Source organism: Pandoraea pneumonica (assembly GCF_049918595.1).
Classification (GTDB): Bacteria; Pseudomonadota; Gammaproteobacteria; order Burkholderiales; family Burkholderiaceae; genus Pandoraea; species Pandoraea pneumonica_A.
Map to the genome: position 1 here is coordinate 228824 of NZ_JBNCRZ010000004.1, position 25421 is coordinate 254244.

The 25421-nt window shown below is 62.4% G+C and carries 24 protein-coding genes; 11 read left to right on the forward strand and 13 right to left on the reverse strand.

Annotated elements, in window-relative coordinates; all coding sequences use genetic code 11:
• Nucleotides 1-117 precede the first annotated feature (117 nt).
• From ACPWR9_RS17605 to ACPWR9_RS17615, 3 genes are all read right to left on the reverse strand, one after another.
• Nucleotides 118-1245 (reverse strand): porin, encoded by a 1128-nt coding sequence (locus ACPWR9_RS17605; RefSeq protein WP_426299713.1) that lies wholly within the window; start codon nucleotides 1243-1245, stop codon nucleotides 118-120.
• A gap of 242 nt (nucleotides 1246-1487) precedes the next feature.
• Nucleotides 1488-2180, reverse strand: a complete 693-nt coding sequence (locus tag ACPWR9_RS17610) for a response regulator (protein WP_426299715.1) — start codon at nucleotides 2178-2180, stop codon at nucleotides 1488-1490.
• On the reverse strand, nucleotides 2177-3586 hold the full coding sequence (locus ACPWR9_RS17615; protein WP_426299949.1) for a sensor histidine kinase: 1410 nt from the start codon (nucleotides 3584-3586) through the stop codon (nucleotides 2177-2179). Before ACPWR9_RS17615 ends, ACPWR9_RS17610 begins: the two co-directional genes overlap by 4 nt.
• Before the next feature lie 273 nt (nucleotides 3587-3859).
• Here ACPWR9_RS17615 and ACPWR9_RS17620 point away from each other — a divergent pair, with 273 nt between their 5' ends.
• Nucleotides 3860-4309 carry a cupin domain-containing protein gene (locus ACPWR9_RS17620; RefSeq protein WP_426299717.1) on the forward strand — a complete coding sequence of 150 codons (450 nt, stop codon included), beginning with the start codon at nucleotides 3860-3862 and terminating at the stop codon, nucleotides 4307-4309.
• A gap of 310 nt (nucleotides 4310-4619) precedes the next feature.
• Nucleotides 4620-6248 (forward strand): metallophosphoesterase, encoded by a 1629-nt coding sequence (locus ACPWR9_RS17625; protein WP_426299719.1) that lies wholly within the window; start codon nucleotides 4620-4622, stop codon nucleotides 6246-6248.
• Here ACPWR9_RS17625 and ACPWR9_RS17630 read toward each other — a convergent pair.
• Complete coding sequence (locus ACPWR9_RS17630; RefSeq protein ID WP_426299721.1) at nucleotides 6245-7150, reverse strand: LysR family transcriptional regulator; 906 nt, start codon at nucleotides 7148-7150, stop codon at nucleotides 6245-6247. The genes ACPWR9_RS17625 and ACPWR9_RS17630 overlap by 4 nt on opposite strands.
• A 118-nt stretch (nucleotides 7151-7268) precedes the next feature.
• On the opposite strand from ACPWR9_RS17630, the gene ACPWR9_RS17635 reads away from it, so the two are divergent.
• Nucleotides 7269-8753, forward strand: a complete 1485-nt coding sequence (locus ACPWR9_RS17635) for an MmgE/PrpD family protein (RefSeq protein ID WP_426299723.1) — start codon at nucleotides 7269-7271, stop codon at nucleotides 8751-8753.
• 43 nt (nucleotides 8754-8796) lie between these two features.
• Here the strand turns inward: ACPWR9_RS17635 and ACPWR9_RS17640 are convergent, their stop codons facing one another.
• The 4 genes from ACPWR9_RS17640 to ACPWR9_RS17655 all read right to left on the reverse strand — a co-directional run bounded on the left by ACPWR9_RS17640 (nucleotide 8797) and on the right by ACPWR9_RS17655 (nucleotide 11934).
• Nucleotides 8797-9552 carry a 3D domain-containing protein gene (locus ACPWR9_RS17640; RefSeq protein ID WP_426299725.1) on the reverse strand — a complete coding sequence of 252 codons (756 nt, stop codon included), beginning with the start codon at nucleotides 9550-9552 and terminating at the stop codon, nucleotides 8797-8799.
• Between the two features lie 38 nt (nucleotides 9553-9590).
• Entirely contained in the window at nucleotides 9591-10235 is a 645-nt protein-coding gene (locus ACPWR9_RS17645) for a hypothetical protein (protein ID WP_426299727.1), read from the reverse strand.
• A 203-nt stretch (nucleotides 10236-10438) separates the two neighbouring features.
• Nucleotides 10439-11065 (reverse strand): LysE family translocator, encoded by a 627-nt coding sequence (locus tag ACPWR9_RS17650; protein ID WP_426299729.1) that lies wholly within the window; start codon nucleotides 11063-11065, stop codon nucleotides 10439-10441.
• A 92-nt stretch (nucleotides 11066-11157) separates the two neighbouring features.
• Nucleotides 11158-11934, reverse strand: a complete 777-nt coding sequence (locus tag ACPWR9_RS17655; RefSeq protein ID WP_426299731.1) for an NAD(P)H-dependent oxidoreductase — start codon at nucleotides 11932-11934, stop codon at nucleotides 11158-11160.
• Nucleotides 11935-12038: 104 nt separating this feature from the next.
• On the opposite strand from ACPWR9_RS17655, the gene ACPWR9_RS17660 reads away from it, so the two are divergent.
• Nucleotides 12039-12929 (forward strand): LysR family transcriptional regulator, encoded by an 891-nt coding sequence (locus ACPWR9_RS17660; protein WP_426299733.1) that lies wholly within the window; start codon nucleotides 12039-12041, stop codon nucleotides 12927-12929.
• An 18-nt stretch (nucleotides 12930-12947) separates the two neighbouring features.
• On the opposite strand, the gene zapE is transcribed toward ACPWR9_RS17660, so the two are convergent.
• Nucleotides 12948-13994 carry a cell division protein ZapE gene (zapE, locus tag ACPWR9_RS17665; protein WP_426299735.1) on the reverse strand — a complete coding sequence of 349 codons (1047 nt, stop codon included), beginning with the start codon at nucleotides 13992-13994 and terminating at the stop codon, nucleotides 12948-12950.
• 334 nt (nucleotides 13995-14328) lie between these two features.
• On the opposite strand from zapE, the gene ACPWR9_RS17670 reads away from it, so the two are divergent.
• A complete protein-coding gene (locus ACPWR9_RS17670; RefSeq protein WP_426299737.1) occupies nucleotides 14329-14862 on the forward strand; it encodes a glyoxalase superfamily protein in 534 nt (177 codons plus the stop codon).
• Between the two features lie 37 nt (nucleotides 14863-14899).
• Here the strand turns inward: ACPWR9_RS17670 and ACPWR9_RS17675 are convergent, their stop codons facing one another.
• Nucleotides 14900-15334, reverse strand: coding sequence for a GFA family protein (locus ACPWR9_RS17675; RefSeq protein WP_426299739.1), 435 nt, complete (start codon nucleotides 15332-15334; stop codon nucleotides 14900-14902).
• Between the two features lie 239 nt (nucleotides 15335-15573).
• Here ACPWR9_RS17675 and ACPWR9_RS17680 point away from each other — a divergent pair, with 239 nt between their 5' ends.
• Nucleotides 15574-16413: an arylamine N-acetyltransferase family protein gene (locus ACPWR9_RS17680; RefSeq protein ID WP_426299951.1), complete on the forward strand. Its 840-nt coding sequence runs from the start codon at nucleotides 15574-15576 to the stop codon at nucleotides 16411-16413.
• 101 nt (nucleotides 16414-16514) lie between these two features.
• Here the strand turns inward: ACPWR9_RS17680 and ACPWR9_RS17685 are convergent, their stop codons facing one another.
• A complete protein-coding gene (locus ACPWR9_RS17685; protein ID WP_426299741.1) occupies nucleotides 16515-17744 on the reverse strand; it encodes an MFS transporter in 1230 nt (409 codons plus the stop codon).
• Between the two features lie 142 nt (nucleotides 17745-17886).
• Between ACPWR9_RS17685 and ACPWR9_RS17690 the strand changes: the two genes are divergently transcribed.
• The gene (locus ACPWR9_RS17690; protein WP_426299743.1) at nucleotides 17887-18840 is read left to right on the forward strand and encodes a LysR family transcriptional regulator; all 954 of its coding nucleotides are present in this window, start codon (nucleotides 17887-17889) and stop codon (nucleotides 18838-18840) included.
• 2 nt (nucleotides 18841-18842) lie between these two features.
• Here the strand turns inward: ACPWR9_RS17690 and ACPWR9_RS17695 are convergent, their stop codons facing one another.
• Nucleotides 18843-19811 carry a LysR family transcriptional regulator gene (locus tag ACPWR9_RS17695; protein ID WP_426299745.1) on the reverse strand — a complete coding sequence of 323 codons (969 nt, stop codon included), beginning with the start codon at nucleotides 19809-19811 and terminating at the stop codon, nucleotides 18843-18845.
• Between the two features lie 137 nt (nucleotides 19812-19948).
• Here ACPWR9_RS17695 and ACPWR9_RS17700 point away from each other — a divergent pair, with 137 nt between their 5' ends.
• The 3 genes from ACPWR9_RS17700 to mmsB all read left to right on the forward strand — a co-directional run bounded on the left by ACPWR9_RS17700 (nucleotide 19949) and on the right by mmsB (nucleotide 23771).
• A complete protein-coding gene (locus ACPWR9_RS17700; RefSeq protein ID WP_426299747.1) occupies nucleotides 19949-21187 on the forward strand; it encodes an ABC transporter substrate-binding protein in 1239 nt (412 codons plus the stop codon).
• A gap of 121 nt (nucleotides 21188-21308) precedes the next feature.
• Nucleotides 21309-22808 carry a CoA-acylating methylmalonate-semialdehyde dehydrogenase gene (locus ACPWR9_RS17705; RefSeq protein ID WP_426299749.1) on the forward strand — a complete coding sequence of 500 codons (1500 nt, stop codon included), beginning with the start codon at nucleotides 21309-21311 and terminating at the stop codon, nucleotides 22806-22808.
• A gap of 30 nt (nucleotides 22809-22838) precedes the next feature.
• Nucleotides 22839-23771, forward strand: a complete 933-nt coding sequence (gene mmsB / locus ACPWR9_RS17710; protein WP_426299751.1) for a 3-hydroxyisobutyrate dehydrogenase — start codon at nucleotides 22839-22841, stop codon at nucleotides 23769-23771.
• 88 nt (nucleotides 23772-23859) lie between these two features.
• Here the strand turns inward: mmsB and ACPWR9_RS17715 are convergent, their stop codons facing one another.
• A complete protein-coding gene (locus ACPWR9_RS17715; RefSeq protein WP_426299753.1) occupies nucleotides 23860-24261 on the reverse strand; it encodes a hypothetical protein in 402 nt (133 codons plus the stop codon).
• 245 nt (nucleotides 24262-24506) lie between these two features.
• Between ACPWR9_RS17715 and ACPWR9_RS17720 the strand changes: the two genes are divergently transcribed.
• Nucleotides 24507-25421 carry a bestrophin family protein gene (locus ACPWR9_RS17720; protein ID WP_426299755.1) on the forward strand — a complete coding sequence of 305 codons (915 nt, stop codon included), beginning with the start codon at nucleotides 24507-24509 and terminating at the stop codon, nucleotides 25419-25421.

Here is a 25421-nt window from a genome sequence, read left to right on the forward strand (position 1 = left end):
GCAAGCGCAACCCGTAACACACGAAACGACAGCGCCCACCCCTGATTCGACGACTCAGGGGTGGGCGCAAGATGGAGACGCACGTCAACCGCGCGTCGGCAGTACCGCGCAAGCGGATCAGAAGCGGGTTCGGATACCGGCTGTTGCCTCAACCTGATTATTCGCACCGTTGGTGCCGGCGACCGTATAACCACTGTGCAGCTTCATGTAATCAGCGGCGACGTACACCTCAGTGCGTTTCGAGAGGTGGTAGAACACCGACGCGTAAAGGGTTTCCTTGTAGCCGCTGCCCACGCCCGACGTCATGCTGAAGGCGCCGCTATTGGCGTTCGGCACGAAGCCATCGGCGGTATAGGCGGCGTTGCTGGTATGCATTTGCTGGTAGCCGAGTTCGTAGTCGAAGCGGCCTTTCGGCGCGAGCTTGAACGAGACGGTCCAAGCGTTATCGCGGCGTTGCCCCAGCGCCCCCTGATCACCCGTGTAATGGAAGTAGCCGGCATTCACGCGGAAGATGTCCCACGTATAGTTGCCGCCCACCGAGTACGACTGATTCGTGAAGCCGGCACGATTCGCATGGCTATAGAAGCCCGACACGTTGAACGGCCCGCCGTTATAGCCGAGCGCCACCTGATAATTCGAGCCGACCGCGAAATTCGTGGTGTTGCCGAACGCGTAGCCCGCACTCATGAACAGCCCGTTGTTGAACAGCTTCTTCCACGCGACGCCATTGTTGTATCGCGTGCCGGTCGCGCTGGCCGCATAGAAGATCAATTGCTTGAAGTTGTTGGCATTCGTCCAGCCGCCCTCTTCAGTGGTTAGCTTGGCGCTGCCATACGGATCGCCATAGATGGTGGACGCGTCGCGAGCGATGGTGTTCTGGAAGCCGATGGTCAGCTTGCCGAAGGTGTCGTTCTCGATCCCGACCCAAGCGTCGCGATCGAAAATCTGGCCCGGATCTTCCATCTCGCCGTTGGCGGCCACAAACTCGCTCTCCAACCGGAAGATGATGTGGTTGCCGCCACCAATGTCCTCGGCGCCTTTCAGGCCCCAGCGCGAGCCGCTGAACCAGGGTTCACCGCCAAACCCCATGCCGAACGATTTCGCGCCGTTGGGGCCTGCATTGCTTTGATAGGTCGGCACGCTCATGTCGATCAAGCCATAAAGCGTCACGTTCGACTGGGCTTGGGCGTGGCCCGCGCACAGGGAAACAGCCGCGGCAGCCAGTGCCAGGGTGGGGTTCTTCAAGCGCATCTCCTCGTACCTCTCTCAATGGATGGGTTTTATGTGTCGCCATGTCGACGGTTTGCCGACCGGTGCCTCTCGCGAAGTCACTCGAATCCAGGGCGAAACCATCGATGTCCATCGTAGTGAGGGCAATCCTTCACCATCCTTTCACGGCCGGTGAAGACAACTCAGGGGAAATGCGGATTCACGGCCGAGCAGGCCTGTTGCGGCCGATGCGCCGTAACGCGTCGGCCGATGGGTTCTCAGGGAGCGAGGATGGCGTCGGTCGTGACGTGCTCGCGCAGCACGTAGCCGAAGCCGCGCAGGGTCAGGATGCGTGCCGTTGAGGGCGCGAGATGCTTGCGCAGACGATGGACGTAAAGATCGATCGCGTCGACACTCGGTTCGTCGTCGTGCGAGAAGACACTTTCCATCAACAGGACTTTCGAGACGGCCTTGTCTTGCCGGAACATCAAGGCTTCAAGCAAGGCATGCTCACGGCGCCGAAGTGGGATCGGTGTGCCGTTATGGCGGAATTCACGCGCGCCGAACAGGTATTGCAGGTCGCCGCAGCGCATTTCACCCGACCGGTTACTCGATTGCCGTCGTATCAACGCCCGGATACGCGCCACCAATTCCCGGGCGTCAAAGGGTTTGACCACGTAGTCGTCAGCGCCGGCGTTGAAGCAACTGACCTTGTCGTCGGTCGATCCGTGCGCGGTCAGCATTAGTACGGGCACGTTGTCGCATCGCCGTCGCAGACGTGCCAATACCTCCTTGCCACTGATGCCGGGCAAGCGCATGTCGAGCAGTACCGCGTCGTAGAGCTGGGTGGTGAGCATCACTTCCGCCGCTTCACCGTGTTCGGCGCAATCGACGGCAAAGTGTTCGTCGCGTAGTAGCGAGAGCACCCAGTGGGCAAGCTCTGCGTTGTCTTCGACTAGCAGCAGTTTCATGCGACACCTCCCGGCCAAGCGCGTAGTCTGACTGTCACCAGTAACCCGATGCCTTGCGCACCCTGCCCAAGTTCTACAGTGCCGCCGTGGGACTGCGCAATTTCGCGCACGATCGCCATGCCAAGCCCGGTGCCTTCGGCTTGCGTGACGCCGCGATAGAAGCGCTGAAAAATGCGCGCACGGGCTTCGGCCGGAATGCCGGGGCCGCTGTCGGCGACTTGCACGACGACATCGTTGTGCTCGCGTCGGCAACTGGCCGTCACCCGTCCGCCGCCTTGTGTATAGCGGATCGCGTTGTCGACGAGATTCGCTACCAGCGCCGAGAGCAAACTCGCGTTGCCGGCCACATGCGTGTCGGGGGCCAAATCTACACCGAGGTCGATGTCGCGTTGTTCTGCGAGCAGCAGCATGTCACCGAGCGTATCGGAGACGACGCTGGCGACATCGACTTTGTCTTGCAGGCTTCCGGACGCCGTGGATTCGGCTTGAGCGAGCAACAGCAATTTGCTGGTGAGCGCGGCCATGCGGTGACTGCTGCGTTGCATGCAACCGAGCGTGTCGGCCAGTTTGGGGTCGGGACTCTCGCAGCGGCGGGCGAACTGAATTTGGGCATCGAGTACCGCCAGCGGCGTGCGTAGTTGGTGCGCGGCGTCGGCGATGAATTGCCGTTGTGTTGCGGCGTACAAATTCAACTGAGCGATGCATTGATTGATGGCATCGACGATTGGCCGGAGTTCGGCGTGCAGGCGATCCACGCGAATCGGGGCGAGATGCGTCGGCTCGCGGTTCGCCACTTCGTCCTTGAGTGTCATGAGCGGCCGCAATTCGAAGGTGAGCCCCAGATAAACGAACAGCGCGGCGAGCAGGAGCATGATGACCTGCCGGACCAACTGCGGCTGCCATAGGCGCCAGACCATCGCGTCTCGCGAGGCTCGCGTCTTGCCGACGATGACCGTCACGACAGCGGTGGCACCAGCGTCGTAGAGTTGTCGCTCATAGGCGACCGCGCGAATTCGCTGGCCGGCGAGCGTGGTGTCGTAGTAAAGCGGATGCGCTGGCCGCACCGGGGGCGGCGCGAGGTCCGGATTACCGGCCAGAAGCCGATCACGTTGATCCGTCACCTTGTAGAAGACGTGGTCTTGCTCGGGAGATTCGAAGATTTCGAGCGCTGCTGGCGGTACCGTCGCGTTCACGACACCGTCGTCCCAATCGATGTCCTCGCCGATGGTGCGCACCGAGGCGAGCAACGCCCCGTCTTCAACCAACGCGGCGGTCTGGCGGGCAGCATCGTATGACATGGCGCCCGAGATCACGGTAAACACGGCCAAGGGCAGTAGCAACCACCACAGCAGTCGATGTCGCAGGCTTAGGTCACGCGGGGGCACGGCGCGCAGGGGCCACCGCATCAAAGGAATGCCGGGTCGCATGATTGTCTCCGAGTGTGCCGCCGCGCTCCCCGACGGGGGGCAGCGTTATCTTTGCGGCGATTTTACGGAGCGCAACCCTTCGACCAGCTTTCATCCGGGTGGGAAAGGGACTAAGGGGTTTCCCTTCTTGTTGCGCATTTGCGTCTTACTACCGCCTTTGCCGGACGATGGGTCGTTTCAAGGCAATTTTCCGTTGATATGACGGTCAAGACCTCCTAGATTGAAATCTGTTTTCCACAGAAGGGGCGTGCCATGACAGCGTTCGATGCCTCAGCAGCACCGGAGCTCATCCGGCTGGGTGCCCTGGAGATCCGATATCTTCAGAAGGCGGGCAACGGTTGCGAGATGGGGGTTTTCGAAATGCGAGTGCCGTCGGGCTCCCTTGTGCCGCCCCCGCACAGTCACTCTGCCAATGAAGAGCTCGTCTACGTGCTTGACGGGACGCTGCGCTACACGGTCGGCGGCGAAACGCGTGATCTACAGCCTGGCGAATTCATGGCCACGCCACGCGGTGTTGTCCATGCGTTTAGTAATCCGCACGCCGTCGACGCGCGAGCGCTCGTCATCAACACGCCAGACATCGGACCGGAGTATTTCCGTGAAGTGGCGGCTATCGTGAACGCAGGCCCCCCGCTTGATCGGGCCAAGTTGATGGCCACCATGCAGCGCTTTGGGCTGGTGCCCGCGGCGCCGCCGGGGTGAGGCAAGCCTCACATGAACAGGCTCGCCACATCCGAGAAGAACTTTGCCACCGGTGCGGCCCGGCTAGCCCACGTACCCACCGTTACCATTCCGTCGAGAATTGCCATCCAGGGCATGTCACACCTCCAGTCTTGGGTTTCATCGGTTTCGCGGGTTGGTTGATTCCGCGAGTTGATTCAAAGATACCTGTCGCCCCGATTCCGCGAAACTGAGACAAATCACAGTTGGCCGTATTTCCGCTGCGCGAGCCATCGACTGTCACACAACGCCCCTACAGTAGGAGTCCCTTCAAAGCTGCCGGGTCTCCGAGATGACTGCTCTGGACAAAAACGACGTCAATCCCGATCTCGCACGCCGTCGGCTGTTGGCCGCAGCGGGCATCGGCGCCGTGGGAATGATGGCGCCGCTGGGTGCCGAGGCAGCAGGCCAGGGCGCCACCAAGCCGCTGACGTCGGCACATGCCGACACCCCGCTCGACCCCATCGCAACGCCCCCAGTCGCAGGCCTGCACCTCCAGTTTGGTGCCGATGCTTCGCGCGATATCGTGGTCTCGTGGCATGCGCTCCAACCCGTCAAGCACCCGCGTGCGCTCCTCGGCCGCCCGGACGGCAGGCTCGAGAAAACGGTTCCCGCCGACGAAGTCCGCTATGTCGACGGCAAGTCGAAGCAGACCGTCTACGCCTATCACGCCAAGATCACCGGACTCGCCTCCGACTCCGCGTATCTCTACGCCGCACTGCACGACGGTGCAGAACCGCAATTCGGCACGTTCCGCACCGCGCCGCGCGGGCGCCAGCCGTTACGCTTCACCAGCTTCGGCGACCAAGGCACGCCCACGCTTGGCAAGCTCTTCACGCCGCCCGAAGGCGTCACGCTCCCGCCCACCTACGTGAACGACAACCTCGGCTCGCCCGTGGCTGGCGATACCGTGCTCGGCGTCGAGCGCCTGCGTCCGCTGTTCCACCTGTTCAACGGCGACCTCTGCTACGCCAACCTCTCGCAAGATCGCGTGCGCACGTGGTGGGACTTCTGGAACAACAACACCCGTAGCGCGCGCAATCGTCCGTGGATGCCGTCACCCGGCAATCACGAGAACGAACTCGGCAACGGGCCGATCGGCTATCAGGCTTACCAAACGTATTTCTCACTGCCCCCCGCCGAAGGCCAGACCGACGTGACACGCGGTCTCTGGTACGCCTTCACGGCAGGCGCGGTCCGCGTGATCGCCATCGCCAACGACGACGTCTGCTATCAGGATGCGGGTGACACCTACGTGCGCGGCTATTCCAACGGCGCGCAAAAGGCATGGTTGGAAAAAGAACTGGCAGCCGCACGCGCCGACCGCTCGATCGACTGGCTGATCGTCTGCATGCATCAGGTCGCGATCTCGACGGCCGACAAATTCAACGGCGCCGATCTGGGGATCCGAGAGGAATGGCTGCCGCTCTTCGATAAATACGGCGTCGATCTCGTCGTCTGCGGCCACGAGCACCATTACGAGCGCTCGCACCCCATCCGCGGCCAGCAAGCCAACGGCACACTCACGCCGATTCCGGTTGCGACGGGCACCGAAGTCATCGACACCACGCAAGGCACCGTCCACATGGTGATCGGCGGCGGGGGCACGTCTGCGCCGTCCAACCAGTTGTTGTTCAACCCGCCGTGCTGCCGCGTCATCACGGGCGTGGGCGAGCGCGACGCCAAGACCGGCAAACGTCCGCCGATTTACGTGAAGGAAGACGCCCCGTGGTCAGCCGTGCGCAACGCCGCACGCGCCTATGGGTTCGCCTCGTTCGATGTCGACCCGGGCCGCCGCCCCGGCGACATGACCGAGATTCGCGTGACCTATTACGACGTGGTGGGGATCGACGGCCAGATTGCACCGTTCGAACACTTCACACTGCGCCGCCCCCGGCGAGACGGCACCGGTCGCGCCTAACGCGTCTTGCCCGGCTTTTCGGCGAACGCCAGAATCGTGTCGTAAAGATGCTGCGCGGCGCTCGATAGCACCAACCCCCGGCGGCGAATCAGCCCCATGGTGCGCGTCACCGGGGGATCGACCAGTGGCACGCTTCTGAGCGTGGGGTGGTCGCCGGGCGGCATCGCCAGACGCGGCACCGCCGCGATGCCCAGCCCCGCTTCCACCAGACTCACGACGCTCATGACATGCCGGACCTCGCAAAACGAGCGCGGCAGGTCAGGCGTCTCCGCGAGCGCCAGATCGAGCACAAACCGATTGCCGCTAGCCTTCGCTACCGCCAAATACTCGTGTTCCTTTAGCTCCGACCACTTCACGCGCTTGCGCGCCGCGAGCGGATGATCGTGTCGGCACGCCAGCACGAACGGTTCCTTGAGGATCGGCTGAAACTCGATGTTCTCCTCCTGCGCTCCCAGATAATTCAAACCGAAGTCCGCCTCAGCACGCGCCACGCTCGACAGCACGTCGCTCGCCCCGGTGTCGGTCACGCGAATCAGCACGCGCGGGTAAGTCTCGTGATATCGGCGCAGCACTTCCGGCAGGAAATGGCGCACCGCAGACGGCACGCAGGCCAGCGTGACTTCACCCCCCATGCGCGTCGCGCCATCGGTCAGGCCGCGCAAGCTGTCTTCGAACTCGTTCAGTAAGTCGCGCGCCTTGCGGGCGAAGTCGCGCCCGAACACCGTCAAGTCGACCCGACGTGTCGTGCGCTCAAGCAGGCGGACACCAAGCGCGCTCTCCATCTTGGCGATACGTCTCGAGAGCGCCGATTGCGACAAATGAATTTCCTCGGCCGCCGCACGGAAGCTTCCCCGCTCGGCAATCGCCACGAAGGCGCGCAGATCGCTCAATTCCAGATTCATGCGTACGGTGCACTAATGGTTGTGATTTTTGCGATTCTAATGCGTTGCGATATCGCGCATGATCGAAGACCGCCCCATCGCAGGGCGCGCCAACAAAACACACATGGAGGAAGGACACATGAATACGATCAATCGCCGCGCTGCCCTGAAGGCGGGTGCCGTGGTTTCCCTCGCTGCGGCCCAAGGGCTGGTTCAGCGCAGCATGGCAGCGCCGGCGCCGGCAGCAGCGTCGGCCGCTAGCAGCGATGCGGGCACCGCAGGGCAGGGCGTCACGCGTACGCTGGCGCGCTACATCGTCACCGCGCGCTATGAAGACCTGCCCGCGAAGGTGCGCAAGGAAGGTACGCGCACGCTGTTGAACTGGATCGGCGTTGCCGTCGGCGGCTCGCGTCACGAGACGGTGGACCGCGCGGTCGCCGCACTCAAGCCGTTCTCCGGGCCCGCGCAAGCGCATCTGCTTGGCCGGACCGAGCGCTTCGACATCATGAATGCCGCGTTCCTTAATGGCGTCGCCAGCCATATCTTCGATTACGACGACACCCATCTGAAGACCATCATTCACCCGGCTGGTCCGGTCACGTCGGCATTGCTCGCGTTGTCCGAATACCACCCGATCTCCGGGCGTGAGTTTCTGAACGCGCTGGTGCTTGGCGTGGAAACCGAGTGCCGGATCGGCAACGCTGTCTATCCGAATCACTACGACGTGGGCTGGCACATTACGGGCACGGCTGGCGTGTTTGGCGCCGCGGCCGCGGCGGGCAAGGTGCTGGGCCTGAGCGAGCAGCAGATGGTCTGGGCGCTGGGTTTGGCGGCGTCGCAGCCGGTGGGCTTGCGCGAGTCGTTCGGCTCGATGAACAAGAGCTTCAACCCGGGGCGCGCGGCGAGCAATGGGCTATTTGCGGCGTTGCTGGCGGCGAAGGACTTCACCAGCTCCGACGGCATGATCGAAGCGAAGCGCGGCTGGGCCAACGCGATCAGCACGAAGCAGGACTATCGCGAAATCACGGAAGGACTGGGGCAGCGTTACGAGGCGGCGCTCAACACGTACAAGCCGTTCGCGTGCGGCATCGTGATTCACCCGGCGATCGATGCGGCGATCCAGTTGCGCAACGAGTACAAGCTGACGGCGGATCAAATCGCGGGCATCGAGTTGAAGGTCAATCCGTTGGTGATCGAACTGACGGGCAAGAAGGCGCCGCGCATCGGGCTGGAGGGCAAGTTCAGCGTGTATCACTCGGTGGCGGTCGCGATCATCGAAGGCGCGGCGGGTGAGCGTCAGTACAGCGACCGTGCGGTGCAAGACCCGGCTGTGATCGCCTTGCGCGATCGCGTGACGGCGACCATCGTGCCGTCGATCAAGCCGGAACAGGTCGACATGACCATCACGCTCAAGGACGGCCGCAAGCTGCACAAGTTCATCGAGCACGCCATCGGCAGTCTGGAAGTGCCGATGACCGACAAGCAACTGGAGACCAAATTCCTCGATCTGGTGAACGGGATCCTGCCCGACGCACAGGCGCATCGTTTGATCGATGCGTGCTGGCAGGTCGAGAAGTTGGGTAACGCCGCTGAGATTGCGTCGCTAGGGGCGATTCAGGCGTGATGCAGGCGGCTAGCCCGGCATATCACCGGGCTAGCCGAAGTCGCTAAGGCGTGCTCTTGCCTTCGTGTTGAGCACGCAGGCGGTCCACAATGCTGGCGTCTGTGATGACGATGGCATCGAACGTGCGCTTGTCGTTGCTGGTGATGATTCCCGGCAGGCAGTTGGCGGTGGTGGCGCCGCAGAACACATCGACGTGATTGCCCTTGATGGCACCGCCCGTGTCCCCAGCAAAGAAGTAGCCGTCGTGCTGGAGCTTCTGGCCATCGATCTCGACCGTCGTACCTCGCGCCGCAGGTACATAGATCACCGACCCATACGGAATGACGCTGTTATCCACCGCGATGGTGCGAAGCGGCACCAATCGATAGTCGTTCACGCCGTCGCCAAACGGCCCCTTCGCGAGTTTGAAATAGCTCTTGCCCGTGCTGGTGATCCACGGCTTTTTCCGGGCGTTGGCCTTGAGGATTTTCTTGCAATCGACCTGTTGGGCGCCCATGCGGTCGTAATTCAGTGTTCGCTTCTTCGTCCCCAGATTCACCTGCACGGTCCCTTCAATGGCGGCCAGACACCAGTCCCTCGGGGAAATATTGTCAGACAAGGCATTGCCAGCGGCATCGCGAAAAGGAATACCCGTCGGTGCGCTTGCCGCGACGAGAACGTAGTAATGCGTTGCCCAAAGCTTCTTAGGCGACGCGACTGCCGCCGGTGCGGGCAAGTCGAAGTCGGATTGTTGTGCGGTGTCCGCCAACGTCAGCGCGGGCGATGTGAGTAGGGCGATAGCCGCCAGATAGCGAAGCATTATCGTTCGTCCTTATGCAATTCGATTGGCGCCGCTGTTTAGGTGCACTCGGAGAGAATGACCGGAATGATCTGCGTGCCTTGATCCGTGATCAGGCTTTTCAACGTGCCCATGTAAGCGAAATACGTGGCTGCCGCGCTTTCGTCGAGTTTCGATGGCATGGGTAATAGGGCAGCAGTCTTTGCGTTGCCGATGCCATGGACCGACAAACTAATGCTGCCGTCGAACTTGCTGGCATTGCCGGATGTGGAGAGGAAACCGAATAGGTTGGACAGCGAGATCGAACCGGACTTTGACACATACCGAATACGCATTTCGATCGACACGCCGTATTTCTGTCCTCCGGTCGAACGGTACTGTTTGAACGAGTAGATCGTCAGGAATTGGTTGCTGCTGCCGCTGGCCTGTCCGACCACGGCCTCAAGCTTTCCGTCCGCCGTGACCTGATATGTCGTAAGCGTGGTTTCGAGCTCGTTCAGTTGTTCTGCCTTGATCTGAAGTTCGCCGACGGTTGCCGTATCGGGCTTGGTCGGCGCGAACATCGGCTTCAGTTGGACGGTGTTCACCCCAGTGTTCAACAGCGATGCTTCGGAAGTGCAACTGTTGTTCGCCGCGAAGACTTGCGTGGGCAGCAAAGCGATGGCCACCGCACCGATGGCGGTGATGGCCGAATACCGGTTCATAACGTTTCCCCTGCGGCGCTGGGCGCCGGTACAGCATCGTCATTATTTTTGACCCATGCCCGCTACCGCTCGGCGGTGTCAGGCTGGGGCTTGATTTTCGAGAACGAACGGCTGCGTCAGAAAATAGGGGAAACGAAAACGGTTGGGAATCCTTCAAATGGACGATGGCGGTGGGGGAGCCTGGTGCGCGTGATGCCGGGATATCAATTCCCCGTTTTTCGGTACAACGCCAGTCCACCCGCCAACGAGAACATCACCACGGCGCACACGCGGTTCAGGCGTTTCAGGCCGCGTGCCGTCATCAGGCGCGCGGCTTGTACACCACCGGTCGCGTAAAGCGTCATCACGACGATATCGACCAGCGCAAAGACCACCGCGAGCGTGGCGTATTGCGGTACCAGCGGCTGCGACGTATTGACGAACTGCGGCAGAAACGCCGACAGAAACAGCAGAATCTTCGGGTTGGTGAGCGTCACGCCGAAGCTGCGCAGGAAGACCCGGCGCGCGCTGAGATCCGCTTTGATGCGCACCTGACTCAAGTCCTTCGGGTGACTGCGCCACAACTGCACGGCCAGCCACACGAGATAGAGCACCCCGACCCATTTGACCGTCGCGAACAGCGTCGCCGACGCCATCAACAACGCGCCAAGACCCGCGCCCACGGCCGCAACGATTGCAAGATCGGAAAGTGCTGCCCCGGCCATCCCCACCAGAACCACTCGCCAGTTACCGGAAACGCCGTTGGCCAAAGCTAGCAGCGTGGTCGGGCCGGGAATCAGGCCGCCGATCAGCGCGGCGGTGGCGTAAATCGCAAGCGTGGAGAGTTGCATGGCGAGGCACCGAAATTGGGATCGAGTGCCAGTCTTGCAGATAACCCCCGCCGCGGCAAGCGGCCGCCGGACCGCTCGCCAGTCCTGAGATTTCAGCCAATATGCGCGGCGAAACCGCGCTTGCCCGGGGCCACATCGTCCTTGAGTGTGAGTGCTGGAATCTCGTACTGCCCGTAGTTCTGGCGACGGAACGGAATCGGCGCGGTCGTTGCCAACGTATCCAGACGCTCGCCGAGTTCGTGGGTGATCTGGTCGTACCGGGCTTCGTCCATACGCCCGGTGCGATACATCACGTGCGGCGGCAACACGTCGAAGCCAGGGTAGAACAGCATGCCGTGTTGAATCGGGAAGAGGATGTCGTCGATCGGACCGTTGATGCCGCGTGGGCTGTAATGCGTATCCCAGCCACCGGTCGTCACTACGAGCATCGCCCGCTTGCCTGCCATCGAACCTTCACCGTAACGCAGGCCCCAGCGCGCATCCGAGTGCTCGCCCACGCCGTAGGCGAAGCCATAGGCATAAACGCGGTCGATCCAGCCCTTCATGATGGCGGGCATCGAAAACCACCACAGCGGGAATTGCAGAATCACCGTGTCGGCCCAACGCAGCTTCTCCTGTTCACGCGCAATGTCGGCGCTCTGCTGACCGCTCTCGAAGGCGTGCTTCGAGTCGAGCGACGGATTGAACGGCGTGTTCGCATCGTGCACGAGCGAGTCGTCTGCATCGACGGCGGCCTTCCATTGCATGGCGTACAAATCCGAAACCTGCACGTGGTGCCCAGCCGCTTCGAGTCGCTGCACGGCAAAGTCGCGCAGCGCGCCGTTCAGCGAGCGCGGTTCAGGGTGCGCATAGACGATCAGGACATTCATGACCAACCTCCGTTACCAATTCATCAATTCGTTCAGGGAATGAAGGCAGCTTAGGTGGGTAGCAGGTATATTGGAAATGAATTGCCAATATTGCAGGTATAACCATGGATAATTTGAGAAGCCTCGATCTGAATCTGCTCGTTACGCTCGATGTCCTGCTCGCGGAGCAAAACGTGACGCGCGCGGCGCAGCGGCTGCACTTCTCACAACCGGCGGTGAGCGTGCATCTGGCGAAGTTGCGCGACCTGCTGGGCGACCCGTTGCTGCTGCCCGGGCCGCGCGGGATGCGTCCGACAGCGCGCGCCGAAGCGCTGCGAGCGCCGCTTCGCGAGGCGTTGGCGGCGCTCTCGAAAGCCGTCGCGCCCGCTGAGCCGTTCGATCCCGCGAACGCCGATCAGACTTGGCGCATCGCTGCTACCGATTACACCGAGTCGACGGTGGTACTCCCGATGCTTGGCGACTTGCGCGCGGTGGCACCGAACACGCGATTGGCCTTGGTCGAAATGACGCCTGCGCTGATGGCGAAGCAAGCGGAGCAAGGCGATATCGATCTGGCGTTTCACACGACAGATGGCTCGCCGGAAGGGCTGCGCCGCCGAACGTTGTTCACCGAGCGATATGTGCTGGTGGGGCGTCGCGACCATCCGAAGCTGCGCCGCCGCCCGACGCTCAACCAGTTTTGCGAACTGGATCACGTGATGGTGTCGCAGAGTGGCGGGTTTCAAGCGGGTACCGACGAGGTACTGGCCGGACTGGGGCATAAACGCCGGGTCGTGCTGTCGGTGCCGCACTTCCTGATTGCGCGTGCAGTGGTGGCGACGTCCGATCTGGTGGCGATGGCGCCCGAGCGATTGGTGCGAGATGACCCGGCACTGCAAATCGTGACGGCACCCATCGACGTGCCGGGTTTCGAAATATCGATGCTTTGGCACGAGCGCGTGCATCGCGACCCAGCACATCAATGGCTGCGAGAGCGCATTGCGAACGCGGTGTAGCGCGCTCGGCGCGAGACTTCAGCGAGGGCGGGTCAGCGTGCGCTGCTCGTAATCGAGCGAGCCCATCTCGGCCAGGCGGCTGATTGTGCGCGAAAGATCGCGCCAGTCGCGCATGGCGTCGAGTGAAGGGATCAACGGGGCATCCGACGCGATAACAAGCGTGCGCTGCCGGTCGTAGCAAATATCCACCAGCCAGAGAAAGCGCTGCAATGTGTCGGGGCGTCGCAGTTGTTCGACGTGCAGCGCGTCGACGATCAACGATTGCCAATGCTCTGCCAGCGCCAAATAGTCGAGGTGTGAGCGATGCGCGACGCATAGGTCATCGAAATTCGCCCACAGCACTCGCTCGCCCGCGCTGTGCGCGGGCAACGGCCGTCCGGCGAGCGACACTTCGGTCGGCGCGCCCGCTGGTGCGCCTTCTAGCGTCGCAAAGCGTTGCGGCAAGATCGTTGCTGCCACTTCGAGCGGTGCAATCCAACGTGAGATCGTTGCCGCTTCGCCGCCCATCCGGTAGTCGGTCGCCCCATCGAAATGCACGATGGCAAAGCGCTCGACGATGAGCGAAATCGTCGGCTCGAAACGTGCGTGATATTCGGGGTCGGGCAATAGGTCCTGCGGCGCATAGTTCGACGTCAGCACCAACTTCACCCCACGGGCGAGCGCGATGTCGAGAAAGCGGCCGATCAAGAATGCGTCGGCAATGTCGTGCACATGGAATTCATCGAAACAGAGCAACTCGACGCCGTCGAGCCATCGATTGGCCACCGCAGCCAGCCGGTCGTCGCACTTCGGTTCGCGCACGAGTTGGCGATGAATGTCGCGCAGGAACTCATGGAAATGCACGCGGCGCTTCTCGCAGGCGGCCACACTAAACGCCATATCGACGACAAGACTCTTGCCGCGCCCGGGCAAACCGTAGCAATACACACCGTCGAAAGTATTGCCGGTATGACTGGCGATGGATGTGCCCAGCGCCGTGAGCGCGGCGATGGCTTCGCGTTGACGGACATCGGGAGAAACGTGGCGCTCGGCCAGCGCTTGCTTTACGCGCGCGGCGTCGATCATGAGAATGGGGCTCCGCAATACAGCAACCGGTCCATCAGGGGCGACGGGCGGCGGTGACAACGAGCGCCACTATACCGGCGCAGTGCGCAGTCGGCCAATATGGAATTCATGACGCAGCCATCGCATTTCGGCATCGCCCGGGGCCTTCCGACATGGCGGAGAATGCTGCTAGAATCGCCGGCAAGGCCGATGTTGCCTGCCGCTCGCACCCGCAACCCGGGCACGGTGAAAGCATCGTACTTCGCATGTCCGTCCCGTTCCTTTGGCGACACGCATCAGCAACGCGAGCACTGAACGCATCCGTCGCCGTAGAACGCTATCAAGGATGGCTAACATGCGAACCTATCTCGACGCCAAGATCATGGCGAAGTCCCTGCGCGAACGTCTTTCACGCGAGGGCATCGATATCTCCCACGCTCAGGCACTAGAGTCCGTCGCCGCCCAATTCGGCTTTGCGGACTGGAACGTGCTCGCCGCGAAACTGGCGTCGGCTTCGGGCGCTGACGGCATCGTCTTCGACACCGTTGCGCCGATTCATCGGATCTTCGACGAAGCGAAAGCGCGCGAGTTTTATCTCGACTTTCTCGGCTTCCGGCTCGACTGGGAACACCGTTTCGCCGACGGCATGCCGCTCTACTGTCAGGTCTCGCGCGCGGGCATGACGCTGCATCTGTCCGGGCACTTCGGCGACGCGAGTCCCGGGGCCACGACCTTCGTGTTCATGCACGGTGTCATGGCCTATCAGCAAGAACTCTCCGGCAAGCGGTACCCGAACATGAACCCCGGCATCGAAGAACTCGATTGGGGTAATCAGATGACGGTTACCGATCCGTTCAATAACCGTATACGGTTCTGCGAATCCAAATAAGCCAACGCGAATGACCGCGCCGGTTCTGCCGTAGCGGTCATTCTTCGTGCAAGGGACCATCCCAGCCGTCGAGATACTTCGGCAGGGCGTCGCGTATGTCGAGCACACGGTGGCGATAGAACAAATGCATCGTCGGGCGTAGGGCGGCAGGCAGTTCGCCGCCATGTGCGCGCGCGAGCAGCGCATTCGGCACAACACACATATCGAGCCGGTTGGTGCCGTGCATCGTCTCGCCGCATTGCGGGCAGAAGCGGCGGGAAAGGCTGCGCGACGGATGGGCGAAAACTTGCGTCAAGCCATCGACACGGACTTGCTCGGGCTGCCACGCCGTCGCGGCGAGTACTGGGGCGCCGTAAAAGTCGCGGCACGCATTGCAGTGGCAATTGGCGCGCGCGGCAGGGTCGCCATGCAGATGCATCGTGACGCCGCCGCATTGGCAGGTCACGGACAACGTGGGGGTAGCGGATGTCATCGAAAATTTCCCGACTCGACGATGCGTCGTAAGTTGCCAAGACGCCGTGTCTACGGTGAGCGCATGGGGTGCGCGAAGGCGTCAGGATACGGCAGTCGGCGCGTTGTGGAGCCTCCCTAAAATCGCAGGCCTCGCCGCTCATGCGTGGCATGAATGGCCCTCGCCGCATCGGGGCATTGCCCGCGCGCGTGGTTGATGCGGTAACGTACGGGCATCTCTCGTCACTGGAAGTGCTTGAAATGTCCGATGCTTTCGATCTGGCGCGCTACTTTCAGCGCATCGGCTATACCGGCCCGCGCGAAGCCACGCTGGATGTTTTCCGTCGCATACACGCCTTACATCCGCTCGCCATTCCCTTTGAAAACCTGAATCCGATTCGTGAGCTTGCGGTCCACGTGGATTTGCCGTCTGTTGTGGCCAAGCTGATCGACGGCGGGCGTGGCGGTTACTGTTTCGAACAGAACCTGATCTTCGCGACGGCACTCAAGCACATCGGTTTCGACGTCACGCCGATGATCGGCCGTGTGGTTTGGGGGCGTTCGTTCGACGCCGAGGCTGGACAGACACACATGCTGCTGCGCGTGGCATTGGACGGCGAGACGTGGCTCGCCGACGTGGGTTTCGGTTCGGTCACGCTCACGGCACCGCTGCGCCTGCATTCGACGCAACCGCAAGAGACACCGCTGGAAACCTACCGGCTCGCCACAGCTGCCGACGGTGAGTTTCACCTGAGCGTGCAATCGGCCGAGAAATGGCTGCCGGTGTACCGCTTCGTGTCGCGTCCGGCGGAATGGGTCGATTACAAGTTGGGCAACTGGTACACGTCCACTGCACCCGATTCGGTCTTCCGCAATAACCTGATCCTCACGCGTGCGTTGCCGCAAGGCCGCATTGCCATATTGAACACGCGGCTGACCGAGCGAAACGCGCATGGCGAAGCGGTTGGCGAATCCGACATCGTTTCGGCGGCGCAACTTGAACAGGTGTTGCGCGATCGCTTTGGCCTGAACATCTCGCAAATCGATATCGACGATCTGTACCAGCGCGTGCGGGCTTGTGCCGAGAAAGCTGCCGCCTGAACTTGCTGCATAAAACGACATGGCCGCCTCATGTGAGGCGGCCATTGTTTTATTGCCGTCGCCGCTTAACTGTCTAAGCAAACCGGCGCTCGTGGACCAACTCAATCGGCCACAGTTGTACCCGGCCACATACGCACTGCCAGCGCGCCAAGGGCGGCGAGCGTTGCCAGCGACGAGACACCGGTCCAGCCCCAATGCGCCAATGCTTGGGCGCCGAGCGCTGCACCGACCGACATACCGATGAACACGCCGACGAAGAGCACCGCATTGAGACGGCTGCGCGCGGGCGGCTCGATGCCGTATACGATGGTCTGATGCGAGACCAGCGCCACCTGCACACCCAAATCGAAGCCAACGGCGGCCAGCCCGATCAGCCACAACTGCGCATGGGCACTAAGCAGCGGCACAAACAGCATCGCCGCGAACGATACCGCCACCAGCGCCGCACCGAGACGCGTGACCACCTGCGGCCCCTTCTTGTCGGCAATACGCCCGGCCAGCGGCGCACCGAGTGCCCCTGCGGCACCGGCCAGACCGAACGCCCCCGCTGCCGCCGCACCCAGATGGAACGGCGCTTCGTGAAGCATGACGGCCAGCGTCGACCAGAACGCGCTGAATGCCACCGAGAGCAAGCCCTGTGCGAGCGCGGCACGGCGCAGTGCCGAATGCTTACGCCAAAGACCGATCACCGAGCCGAGCAGTTGGCGATAGGTCATCTGCGTGGTCGGATGGAACGTCGGCAGGCCGCGCCATGCCACCACACCGAACCCGGCCACGCTGATCGCCGCGACGACGTACATCGCACGCCAGCCGAAGTTCTGCGCGACAAACCCCGAAATCACCCGCGAGAGCAAGATGCCCATCAGCAGACCGGTCATCACGGTGCCGACCACGCGTCCGCGAATCGACTCGGGGGCGAGGGCGGCGGCAGCGGGCACGATGTCCTGCGCCATGGTGGCCGTCAGCCCGATGGCGAGGCTCGCGACCAGCAGCGTGCCGATGCCCGGTGCCACGGCGGTAACGAGCAGCGCCAACGCCAGAGCGGCACCCTTGATCAGCACGATACGGCGACGGTCGAAGCGGTCGCCCAGCGGCACCAGCAGCAAGATGCCGAGCGCGTAGCCCAGTTGTGTGAGCGTCGGCACCCAGCCTACGGTCGTGTTGGCCGCGTGGATGTCGTCGGTCATGATGCCGAGCATCGGCTGGGCGTAGTACAGCGAGGCCACCGTCAAACCGGCGCCGGCGGCAAGTAACAGGATCAACCTCGCCGACAGTTCCGGTTGAGGCCGGACGTCTGACGGGGTGGCATTCGAAAGTTGGGCGGAACTCATGTGTGTTGCTCCAGTGAGGACACAGTACGGGGCGTAGTGTCTCGCTTGGTGCGGTGCAACGGTAGACCTATAATCCGTAGAACCTTTATACGTGTGACGTATGACCAAAGCTACGGAATCGGCAAATTTGCCCAGCGTCCCTATGGATACCCCGGCCCCGAAGGGCAGCGGGGCCGACCGCGTCGAGCTCATGCAGACCTTCGTGCGCATTGTCGAAGCGGGCAGCCTGTCAGCGGCCGCGACCCTAATGGGGACCACACAGCCGACCGTCAGCCGCCGTCTGCAAATGCTCGAGCGATCGCTCGGGCTGCGACTGCTGCAACGCTCCACCCACCAGATGAAGCTCACCGAAGACGGGGAGCGGTGCTTCGCCCGTGCAAAGGAGCTTGTGGCGAGTTGGGAGGCGTTCGAAGCCGACTTGCGTGGCACGGGCGAAGAACCCGAAGGCACACTGCGCGTATTGGCACCCCATGCGTTTGGTCAGGAATTGCTCGTGGCGCCGCTTGTCAGCTTTCTCGAACGCTACGCGGGCATCAAGGTGCATTGGTTCTTGTCTGACCGCGAACCGGATTTCATCGCGGAAGGCATCGATTGCGCGATTCACGTGGGCGAGCTGCGCGATCCGTCGAACGTGGCGATCACCTTGACCGATGTCCCGCGCATCGTCGTCGCCTCGCCCGAATTGCTGCAAGACCGGCCCATGCCCGCGCATCCGCAAGATCTGGCGCAGATGCCGTGGCTGGCGCTCACCACGTTCTATCGCAACGACATCACGCTCACGCACAAGACGACCGGCGAGCGCACGAAGGTGACATTCGACGCGCGCATGAGTACCGACAGCTTGTACGTATTGCGCAGTGCCGCATTGCGCGGGCTGGGTGTGGGGGTGAGTTCGGCGTGGGTGATGGCGGAAGACGTGGCGCAAGGCCGCTTGATTCAACTGGTGCCGCAATGGCGCTCGACGGCGTTGCCGATGAATCTCATCTATCCCTACGCGAAGCACTATCCGGCGCGCTTACTGCGTTTCGTCGAAGCGATGCGCGCCGCCGTGCCAGTGGTGATCAACAACGAGCAGCGCAAGATTCGCGATTTATAAGGTCAAGCCTGCACGAGCTTCCCCGCAGTACCTTGCAATAGCGCTTCATTGCGCTGCGCCGCATCACGCAGGTAGTCCCACAACGTGGTGATGCGCTTGAGCGTGCGCAATTCCTCATGGCAATAGATCCAGAAGCTGCGCGTGACGACCACCTCGCCCGCGAGCAACGGCACGAGCCGCGTGTCCTGCGCGGCCATGAAGCAAGGCAGGATCGCGAGCGCCTCGCCCTGTAACGCCGCCTGATACTGTGCAATGACGCTGGTGCTGCGCATCACCACGTCGCAGCCCGGCACCACGTCTTCCAGATAGCGCAGTTCATTACTGAACGACAGTTCGTCGACATAGCTGATGAAGCGACGGCCGCGCAAATCCGCGAACGCTTCCACATCGCCGTATTGCGCGAGATAACTGGGCGTCGCGTACAACTGCAACCGGTAGTCGCACAGCTTGCTGCACACATACGGTCCGCGCTGCGGCCGCTCGATGGTGATGGCGATGTCGGCTTCGCGTTTGGACAAACTCACGAAGCGCGGCACGGGCAGCACGTCGAGTTGAATCGCCGGGTACTCGCGCTGAAAGTGCGCTAGCACGGGCGTGACGAAGTAGGTGCCGAAGGCTTCCGTCGAACCGATGCGCACGTGACCCGAGAGCGTTTGCCCCAGACCTGCCACCTGTTCGCATGCCGATTGCAGCGTGGTTTCCATCTGCTCGGCATGCACGAGCAATTGCTGGCCTTCCGGTGTGAGGGCAAAGCCCGCATTGCGCGATTTGTCGAACAACAAGGTGCCGAGCGATTGCTCCAGCGCCCGCACGCGGCGCGAGACCGTCGTGTGATCGACGCCCAGCCGCAGCGCCGCAGCACTCACGCGCTGGGTGCGCGCTACCTCAAGAAAATATCGAAGATCGTCCCAGTCGGGGCGCGGCTCCACGCCTGCGATGGACGCGGCGGTTGCGTGCTTGCGGGTCACCATGGGCGCCGTCTCCTATGTGCATTTATGCACAAAGTAGATGCAGCTATGTGCTATGTAAAGCAAATTCGCACAAATACAATTCATGAGCGCTGCGCATAGACGACAGCGACGCAAGATAAAAACCAGGAGACAAAGCAATGAAGATCAAGCCGTGGCTGCTCGCGCTGGGATTCGGTGCGGGCTTGGGGATGGCGTCGGTGGGCAGCATGGCGCAGTTGCCGGACCGTCCGGTGAAGGTGGGCGTGCTCACCGACATGTCGGGCACGTATTCGGCGATGGGCGGGGCAGGGTCGGTGGTGGCCGCGCAAATGGCCATCGACGACTGTCTGGCCGCCGAATGCAAGGGCATGAAGATCGATCTGGTCTCGGCCGACAATCAAAACAAGGCGGATGTTGCCGCCAACAAGGCGCGCGAATGGTTCGACCGCGATAACGTCGACGCCATTGCCGACCTGACCAACTCTGCGGCGGCGCTCGCCGTGCAGAAGATCGCCATGGACAAGCAGCGCATCGCGCTGTTCTCCGGTCCGGCCACCACCCGTCTGACGAACGAAGACTGCTCGCCGACCGGTTTCCACTGGATGTTCGACACGTATTCGCAATCGGCCGCAACGGCCCGCGCGATGGTCAAGAACGGCGGCAAGACGTGGTACTTCATCACCGTCGACTACGCCTTCGGTCACTCGCTCGAGAAAGACGCCGCCGACAACGTGAAGGCACTGGGCGGCACGGTGGTGGGCCAGTCGCGTCACCCGCTCAATGCCTCGGATTACGCATCGTTCCTGCTCTCGGCGCAAAGCTCGAAGGCGGAAGTGGTCGCGCTCGCCAATGGCGGGCAAGACACCGTCAATGTGCTCAAACAGGCCCGCGAATTCGGCATCGTGCAACGCGGGCAGAAGCTCGCCGCACTGCTGGTGTTCCTCTCGGATGTGCATGCGCTGGGACTGAATACCGCGCAAGGGCTGATGTTTACCGACGGCTTCTACTGGGACTTCGACGATGCGTCGCGCACATGGTCGGCGCGCTTCCAGAAGAAGTACAAGGATCTGAAGCCGACGATGGTGCAAGCGGGCGTGTATTCGAGCGTGCTGCATTACCTGCGCGCCGTGGCGGCGACCAAGAGCGTCGATGCCAAGGTGGTTGCGCAAAAGATGCGTGAACTGCCGATTCGCGATCCGATCATGCACAACGCATCGATCCGCCCGGACGGTCGCGTGATTCACGACATGTATCTGTTCCGCGTGAAGTCGCCCGCCGAGTCGAAAGGCCCGTGGGACTACTACACCACGGTCGCCACGGTGCCCGCCACCGAAGCGTTCCAACCGTTGTCGAAGTCGACCTGCCCGCTCGTGAAGACGACGGCGGCGGCACGATAAATGCGTGGCAACGGCCTCGCGCCGATTGCCTATCTTTGAGTTATCGGCGGCGCTGTGGGCGTTCTCGCTCGTAGCCCGTCCTTCCTGAACTTTGCATTCGTTTCGAACTGGAGAGCGTGTCATGTCCCTGCCTACTATTCCGCTGCTCATCGACGGCAAGCGCGTTGAATCGAAGTCGTCGCAGTGGCGCGACGTCGTGAACCCTGCCACGCAGGAAGTGATTGCACGCGTGCCGTTTGCCACGACCGAGGAACTCAACGCTGCCGTCGCATCGTCGAAGGCCGCTTACAAAACGTGGCGTGCCACGTCGCAGGCGTCGCGCATGCGCGTGATGCTGCGCTTTCAACAACTGCTGCGTGATCACACGGGCGAACTCGCCGAACTGATTACGCGTGAGCATGGCAAGACGCTGCCCGACGCCGAAGGCGAAGTGGGGCGTGGTCTGGAAGTCGTCGAGCACGCGTGTTCGATTGCCTCGCTGCAACTGGGCGAATACGCGCAAAACGCAGCGGGTGGCGTCGACGTCTACACGCTGATCGAGCCGCTGGGCGTGTGCGCCGGTATCACCGCGTTCAACTTCCCCGTGATGCTGCCGTGTTTCATGTTCCCGTTGGCAGTGGCCACCGGTAATACGTTCGTCCTCAAGCCGTCGGAACAAGACCCGAGCGCGTCGCTGCGTCTGGCCGAGTTGGCGCTCGAAGCCGGTCTGCCCCCGGGCGTGCTCAACGTCGTGCACGGTGGTCCGGATATCGCCAATGCGATTTGCGATCACCCGGACATCAAGGCGGTGTCGTTCATCGGTTCCACGCATGTCGGCACGCATATCTACCGTCGCGCATCGGAAGCCGGCAAGCGTTGTCAGGCGATGATGGGCGCGAAGAACCACTGCGTGATCCTGCCGGATGCCGATCGCGAACAAGCGATCAACCATCTGCTCGGCGCGGCCTTCGGCGCGGCAGGTCAACGCTGCATGGCCACGTCGGTGGCGGTGCTCGTGGGCGAGGCCCGCGAATGGGTGCCGGAACTGGTCGAACGCGCACGTGCGCTCAAGGTCGGTCCGGGCACCGATCGCCGTGCCGACCTCGGCCCGGTGGTCTCGAAGCAAGCCCGCGCGCGTATCGAGAAATTGATTGGCGCCGGTGTGGAAGAGGGCGCGAAATTGCTGCTCGACGGGCGCGGTCACACGGTGAAGGAAGCGCCGGAAGGCAACTTCGTCGGCCCGACCATCTTCGACGGCGTGAACGCCGATATGTCGATCTATCGCGACGAAATCTTCGGGCCGGTGCTGTGCATGACCGGTGTCGACACGCTCGATGAAGCCATCACCTTCGTCAATGCGAATCCGAACGGCAACGGCGTGGCGCTGTTCACGCAGGATGGCGGCGCGGCACGTCAGTTCCAGAACGAGATCGACGTCGGGCAAGTGGGTATCAATCTGCCGATTCCGGTGCCTGTGGCGTGGTTTAGCTTCACCGGTTCGCGCGGATCGAAGCTCGGCGATCTGGGGCCGAACGGCAAGCAGGCGGTGCTCTTCTGGACGCAAACGAAGACGGTCACCGCACGTTGGCAAGCCCGCGGTACCGGCCCCGCCGGTGTGAACACGACGATCACGCTGAAGTAAGGCGCGCACCCACTCTCGGGAGATATGACGATGGCTACGGAAACGACATCTCAGCCCACATGGCGCGTCGCGTTCATCGGTCTGGGCAATATGGGCGGCCCGATGGCGGCAAATCTGGTCAAAGCCGGACATACCGTGCGCGGCTTCGACCTCTCCGGTGCAGCCGTGGACCGGCTCGCCGCCGGAGGCGGTCAGGCGGCCAAGTCGATTGCCGATGCGGTGCGCGACGCACAGGTGGTCATCACCATGCTGCCCGCTGGCGAGCATGTGCTGGCGGCCTACGATGGCCCGGATGGTGTGCTGGCGAACGCAGCACCCGATGCGGTGCTGATCGACAGCAGCACCGTGCCGCCGGAGATTCCGCGCCAACTCGCGAAGCTCGCACGTCCCGGCACGGCGTTGCTCGACGCGCCGGTTTCGGGCGGAACGGCGGGCGCGGCGGCGGGCACGCTAACGTTTATGGTCGGCGGCGATGCGGCGTTGGTCGAGCGCATGCGGCCCTTGCTCTCCAACATGGGGCGCGCCATTCATCACGGCGGTGCACTCGGGGCAGGGCAGACGCTCAAGCTGTGCAACAACATGCTGCTCGGCATCTTGATGGCAGGGACTAGCGAAGCGTTGCGCTTAGGGATTGCCAACGGGCTCGATCCGAAGGTGCTCTCGGCGGTGATGCAGGCAAGTTCCGGGCGTAACTGGACGCTGGAAGTCTATAACCCGTGTCCGGGCGTAATGGAGAACGCGGCGTCGTCGCGCGGCTACACCGGCGGGTTTGCGACGGATCTGATGGCAAAAGACCTGCGCCTTGCGCACGGGGCGGCTGCTACCAGTGACGTGGCGACGCCGCTGGGCGATCTGGCACGGCGCATCTTCGAAGTGCATCGCGCCAATGGTCATGGAGCGCTCGATTTCTCGAGTATCTTCCAAGACCCGGTGACGTTGGCGCAGGCGCTGGATGTGAAGTAAGCGCGTTCGAACGGTGATACGAACAACAAAACGCCCGATGGCTTCACGGCCACCGGGCGTTTTTTTAGCGGCGTGCAGGCGTTGCCGCTCAGCCAGCGATCATGCGATGCAGTTGATCGAGTTCTTGATTGAGGGCGCGCTGCTCGTCTGCCGACAAGCCACCGCCATGCTGTGCGCCCATATCGCGCGCTTCTTGCGCAATGGCGTCAAGTCGGCGATGCAGCTCGTAGCCACGCGGCGGCGGGTAATAGCCTTGGTTCACGTGGTTGTCGATGTCGTGCGACTCGTTTGAGATGCGACGGTCGATCTGCTCGCGGCGCTGTACGGCGACGGTGTGCGGGTCTTGCTCAACCACCACGCGCGTAGCGGGCGCGGGGCGGGGCGGCTCGACAACGCAGCCCGACAGACTGCCTACCACGCCGGCAAGACCGGCGACCAGTGCGAGAGCGGCCAGGCCGCGAGACTTACCCTGAGTGCGATGTGGATTCATGATCGTTATTGAGCACTTGTACACGCCAAGACGGCGCAGTTGCATTCTCGCGAGCCGATTCTGCGGCGGGTAGCGTTGTTGCAAACGGTTGCAACCATTTCAGCCGTAGCAATGTGGGGCCGCGGTTTCCCGGGGGGCACAGAAATTGCCGGAAATCGTTGCCGGAGGCGGGGCAGCGGCGTATGATGCCCGCGAATCGGCTCCCCCACCGCCTGTTCTGAGCGCTTGCGAGCGTTAATTTCGCCATGATCGTCCGTCCCAATCTGCATTGGCTGCGCATGCTATTCGTCGTGCGCGGTTCGATCGTGCCCAAGATCGCCACGCAGCTCATCTTCACGACCATCATTTCGATCGTCGTCACGCTGGCGCATGGTCGCGTGTTCGAGTGGAAGATTCCGCTGACCTTCGTGCCGTTCTCGCTGATCGGTATCACGCTCGCCATTTTTCTCGGTTTTCGCAATACCACGAGCTATGCCCGTTATTGGGAAGCCCGCGTGCTTTGGGGCAGTGTGCTCAACGAGACGCGTGCGCTGGCTCGTCAATCGATGACGCTCGTCTCCGACACGTCGGATTCGCCGCGCTTCGTGGCCTACCTGATTGCGTTCGTGCACGGCATGCGCCATCAACTGCGCGGCACCGACCCGCGCGCCGACTTCGAACGGCTGCTCAGCCCGGAAGACGTGAAATGCCTGATGCGCAAGCAATTCAAGCCGATCACCATCCTGCTGATGGCCGGGGAGTGGCTGCGTGAGCGCCGACTCAAGGGGCAAATCGAGGCGCCACTCGCGCAGGTCATGGAAATGCACCTCGACCGGCTGGGTGAAGCCATCGGCGGCTGCGAGCGCATTGCCTCGACGCCGATTCCGTTCACCTACGGCGTGATCCTGCACCGCGTGACGTATCTCTACAGCGTGCTGCTGCCGTTCGGTCTGGTCGACTCCATCGGAGCGATGACGCCCGTCATCGTGGCGTTCATCTCGTACACCTTCTTCGCCCTCGAAGCGGTCAGTGCCGAGATCGAAGAGCCGTTCGGGCTGGAGCCTAACGATTTGGCGCTCGACGCCATGTCCGATACCACCGAGCAGTCGCTGCGCGAAATTCTGCACCGCCAGCACACCGCCAAGCTGCGTGAGCGCGGCGAGCATCACATCATCACCTGA

Coding starts and splice junctions, on each gene's coding strand:
- ACPWR9_RS17610 (WP_426299715.1), bottom strand. CDS start 2,180: ATGAAACTGCTGCTAGTCGAAGACAACGCAGAGCTTGCCCACTGGGTG.
- ACPWR9_RS17615 (WP_426299949.1), bottom strand. CDS start 3,586: ATGCGGTGGCCCCTGCGCGCCGTGCCCCCGCGTGACCTAAGCCTGCGA.
- ACPWR9_RS17620 (WP_426299717.1), top strand. CDS start 3,860: ATGACAGCGTTCGATGCCTCAGCAGCACCGGAGCTCATCCGGCTGGGT.
- ACPWR9_RS17625 (WP_426299719.1), top strand. CDS start 4,620: ATGACTGCTCTGGACAAAAACGACGTCAATCCCGATCTCGCACGCCGT.
- ACPWR9_RS17630 (WP_426299721.1), bottom strand. CDS start 7,150: ATGAATCTGGAATTGAGCGATCTGCGCGCCTTCGTGGCGATTGCCGAG.
- ACPWR9_RS17635 (WP_426299723.1), top strand. CDS start 7,269: ATGAATACGATCAATCGCCGCGCTGCCCTGAAGGCGGGTGCCGTGGTT.
- ACPWR9_RS17640 (WP_426299725.1), bottom strand. CDS start 9,552: ATGCTTCGCTATCTGGCGGCTATCGCCCTACTCACATCGCCCGCGCTG.
- ACPWR9_RS17645 (WP_426299727.1), bottom strand. CDS start 10,235: ATGAACCGGTATTCGGCCATCACCGCCATCGGTGCGGTGGCCATCGCT.
- ACPWR9_RS17650 (WP_426299729.1), bottom strand. CDS start 11,065: ATGCAACTCTCCACGCTTGCGATTTACGCCACCGCCGCGCTGATCGGC.
- ACPWR9_RS17655 (WP_426299731.1), bottom strand. CDS start 11,934: ATGAATGTCCTGATCGTCTATGCGCACCCTGAACCGCGCTCGCTGAAC.
- ACPWR9_RS17660 (WP_426299733.1), top strand. CDS start 12,039: ATGGATAATTTGAGAAGCCTCGATCTGAATCTGCTCGTTACGCTCGAT.
- zapE (WP_426299735.1), bottom strand. CDS start 13,994: ATGATCGACGCCGCGCGCGTAAAGCAAGCGCTGGCCGAGCGCCACGTT.
- ACPWR9_RS17670 (WP_426299737.1), top strand. CDS start 14,329: ATGCGAACCTATCTCGACGCCAAGATCATGGCGAAGTCCCTGCGCGAA.
- ACPWR9_RS17675 (WP_426299739.1), bottom strand. CDS start 15,334: ATGACATCCGCTACCCCCACGTTGTCCGTGACCTGCCAATGCGGCGGC.
- ACPWR9_RS17680 (WP_426299951.1), top strand. CDS start 15,574: ATGTCCGATGCTTTCGATCTGGCGCGCTACTTTCAGCGCATCGGCTAT.
- ACPWR9_RS17685 (WP_426299741.1), bottom strand. CDS start 17,744: ATGAGTTCCGCCCAACTTTCGAATGCCACCCCGTCAGACGTCCGGCCT.
- ACPWR9_RS17690 (WP_426299743.1), top strand. CDS start 17,887: ATGGATACCCCGGCCCCGAAGGGCAGCGGGGCCGACCGCGTCGAGCTC.
- ACPWR9_RS17695 (WP_426299745.1), bottom strand. CDS start 19,811: ATGGTGACCCGCAAGCACGCAACCGCCGCGTCCATCGCAGGCGTGGAG.
- ACPWR9_RS17700 (WP_426299747.1), top strand. CDS start 19,949: ATGAAGATCAAGCCGTGGCTGCTCGCGCTGGGATTCGGTGCGGGCTTG.
- ACPWR9_RS17705 (WP_426299749.1), top strand. CDS start 21,309: ATGTCCCTGCCTACTATTCCGCTGCTCATCGACGGCAAGCGCGTTGAA.
- mmsB (WP_426299751.1), top strand. CDS start 22,839: ATGGCTACGGAAACGACATCTCAGCCCACATGGCGCGTCGCGTTCATC.
- ACPWR9_RS17715 (WP_426299753.1), bottom strand. CDS start 24,261: ATGAATCCACATCGCACTCAGGGTAAGTCTCGCGGCCTGGCCGCTCTC.
- ACPWR9_RS17720 (WP_426299755.1), top strand. CDS start 24,507: ATGATCGTCCGTCCCAATCTGCATTGGCTGCGCATGCTATTCGTCGTG.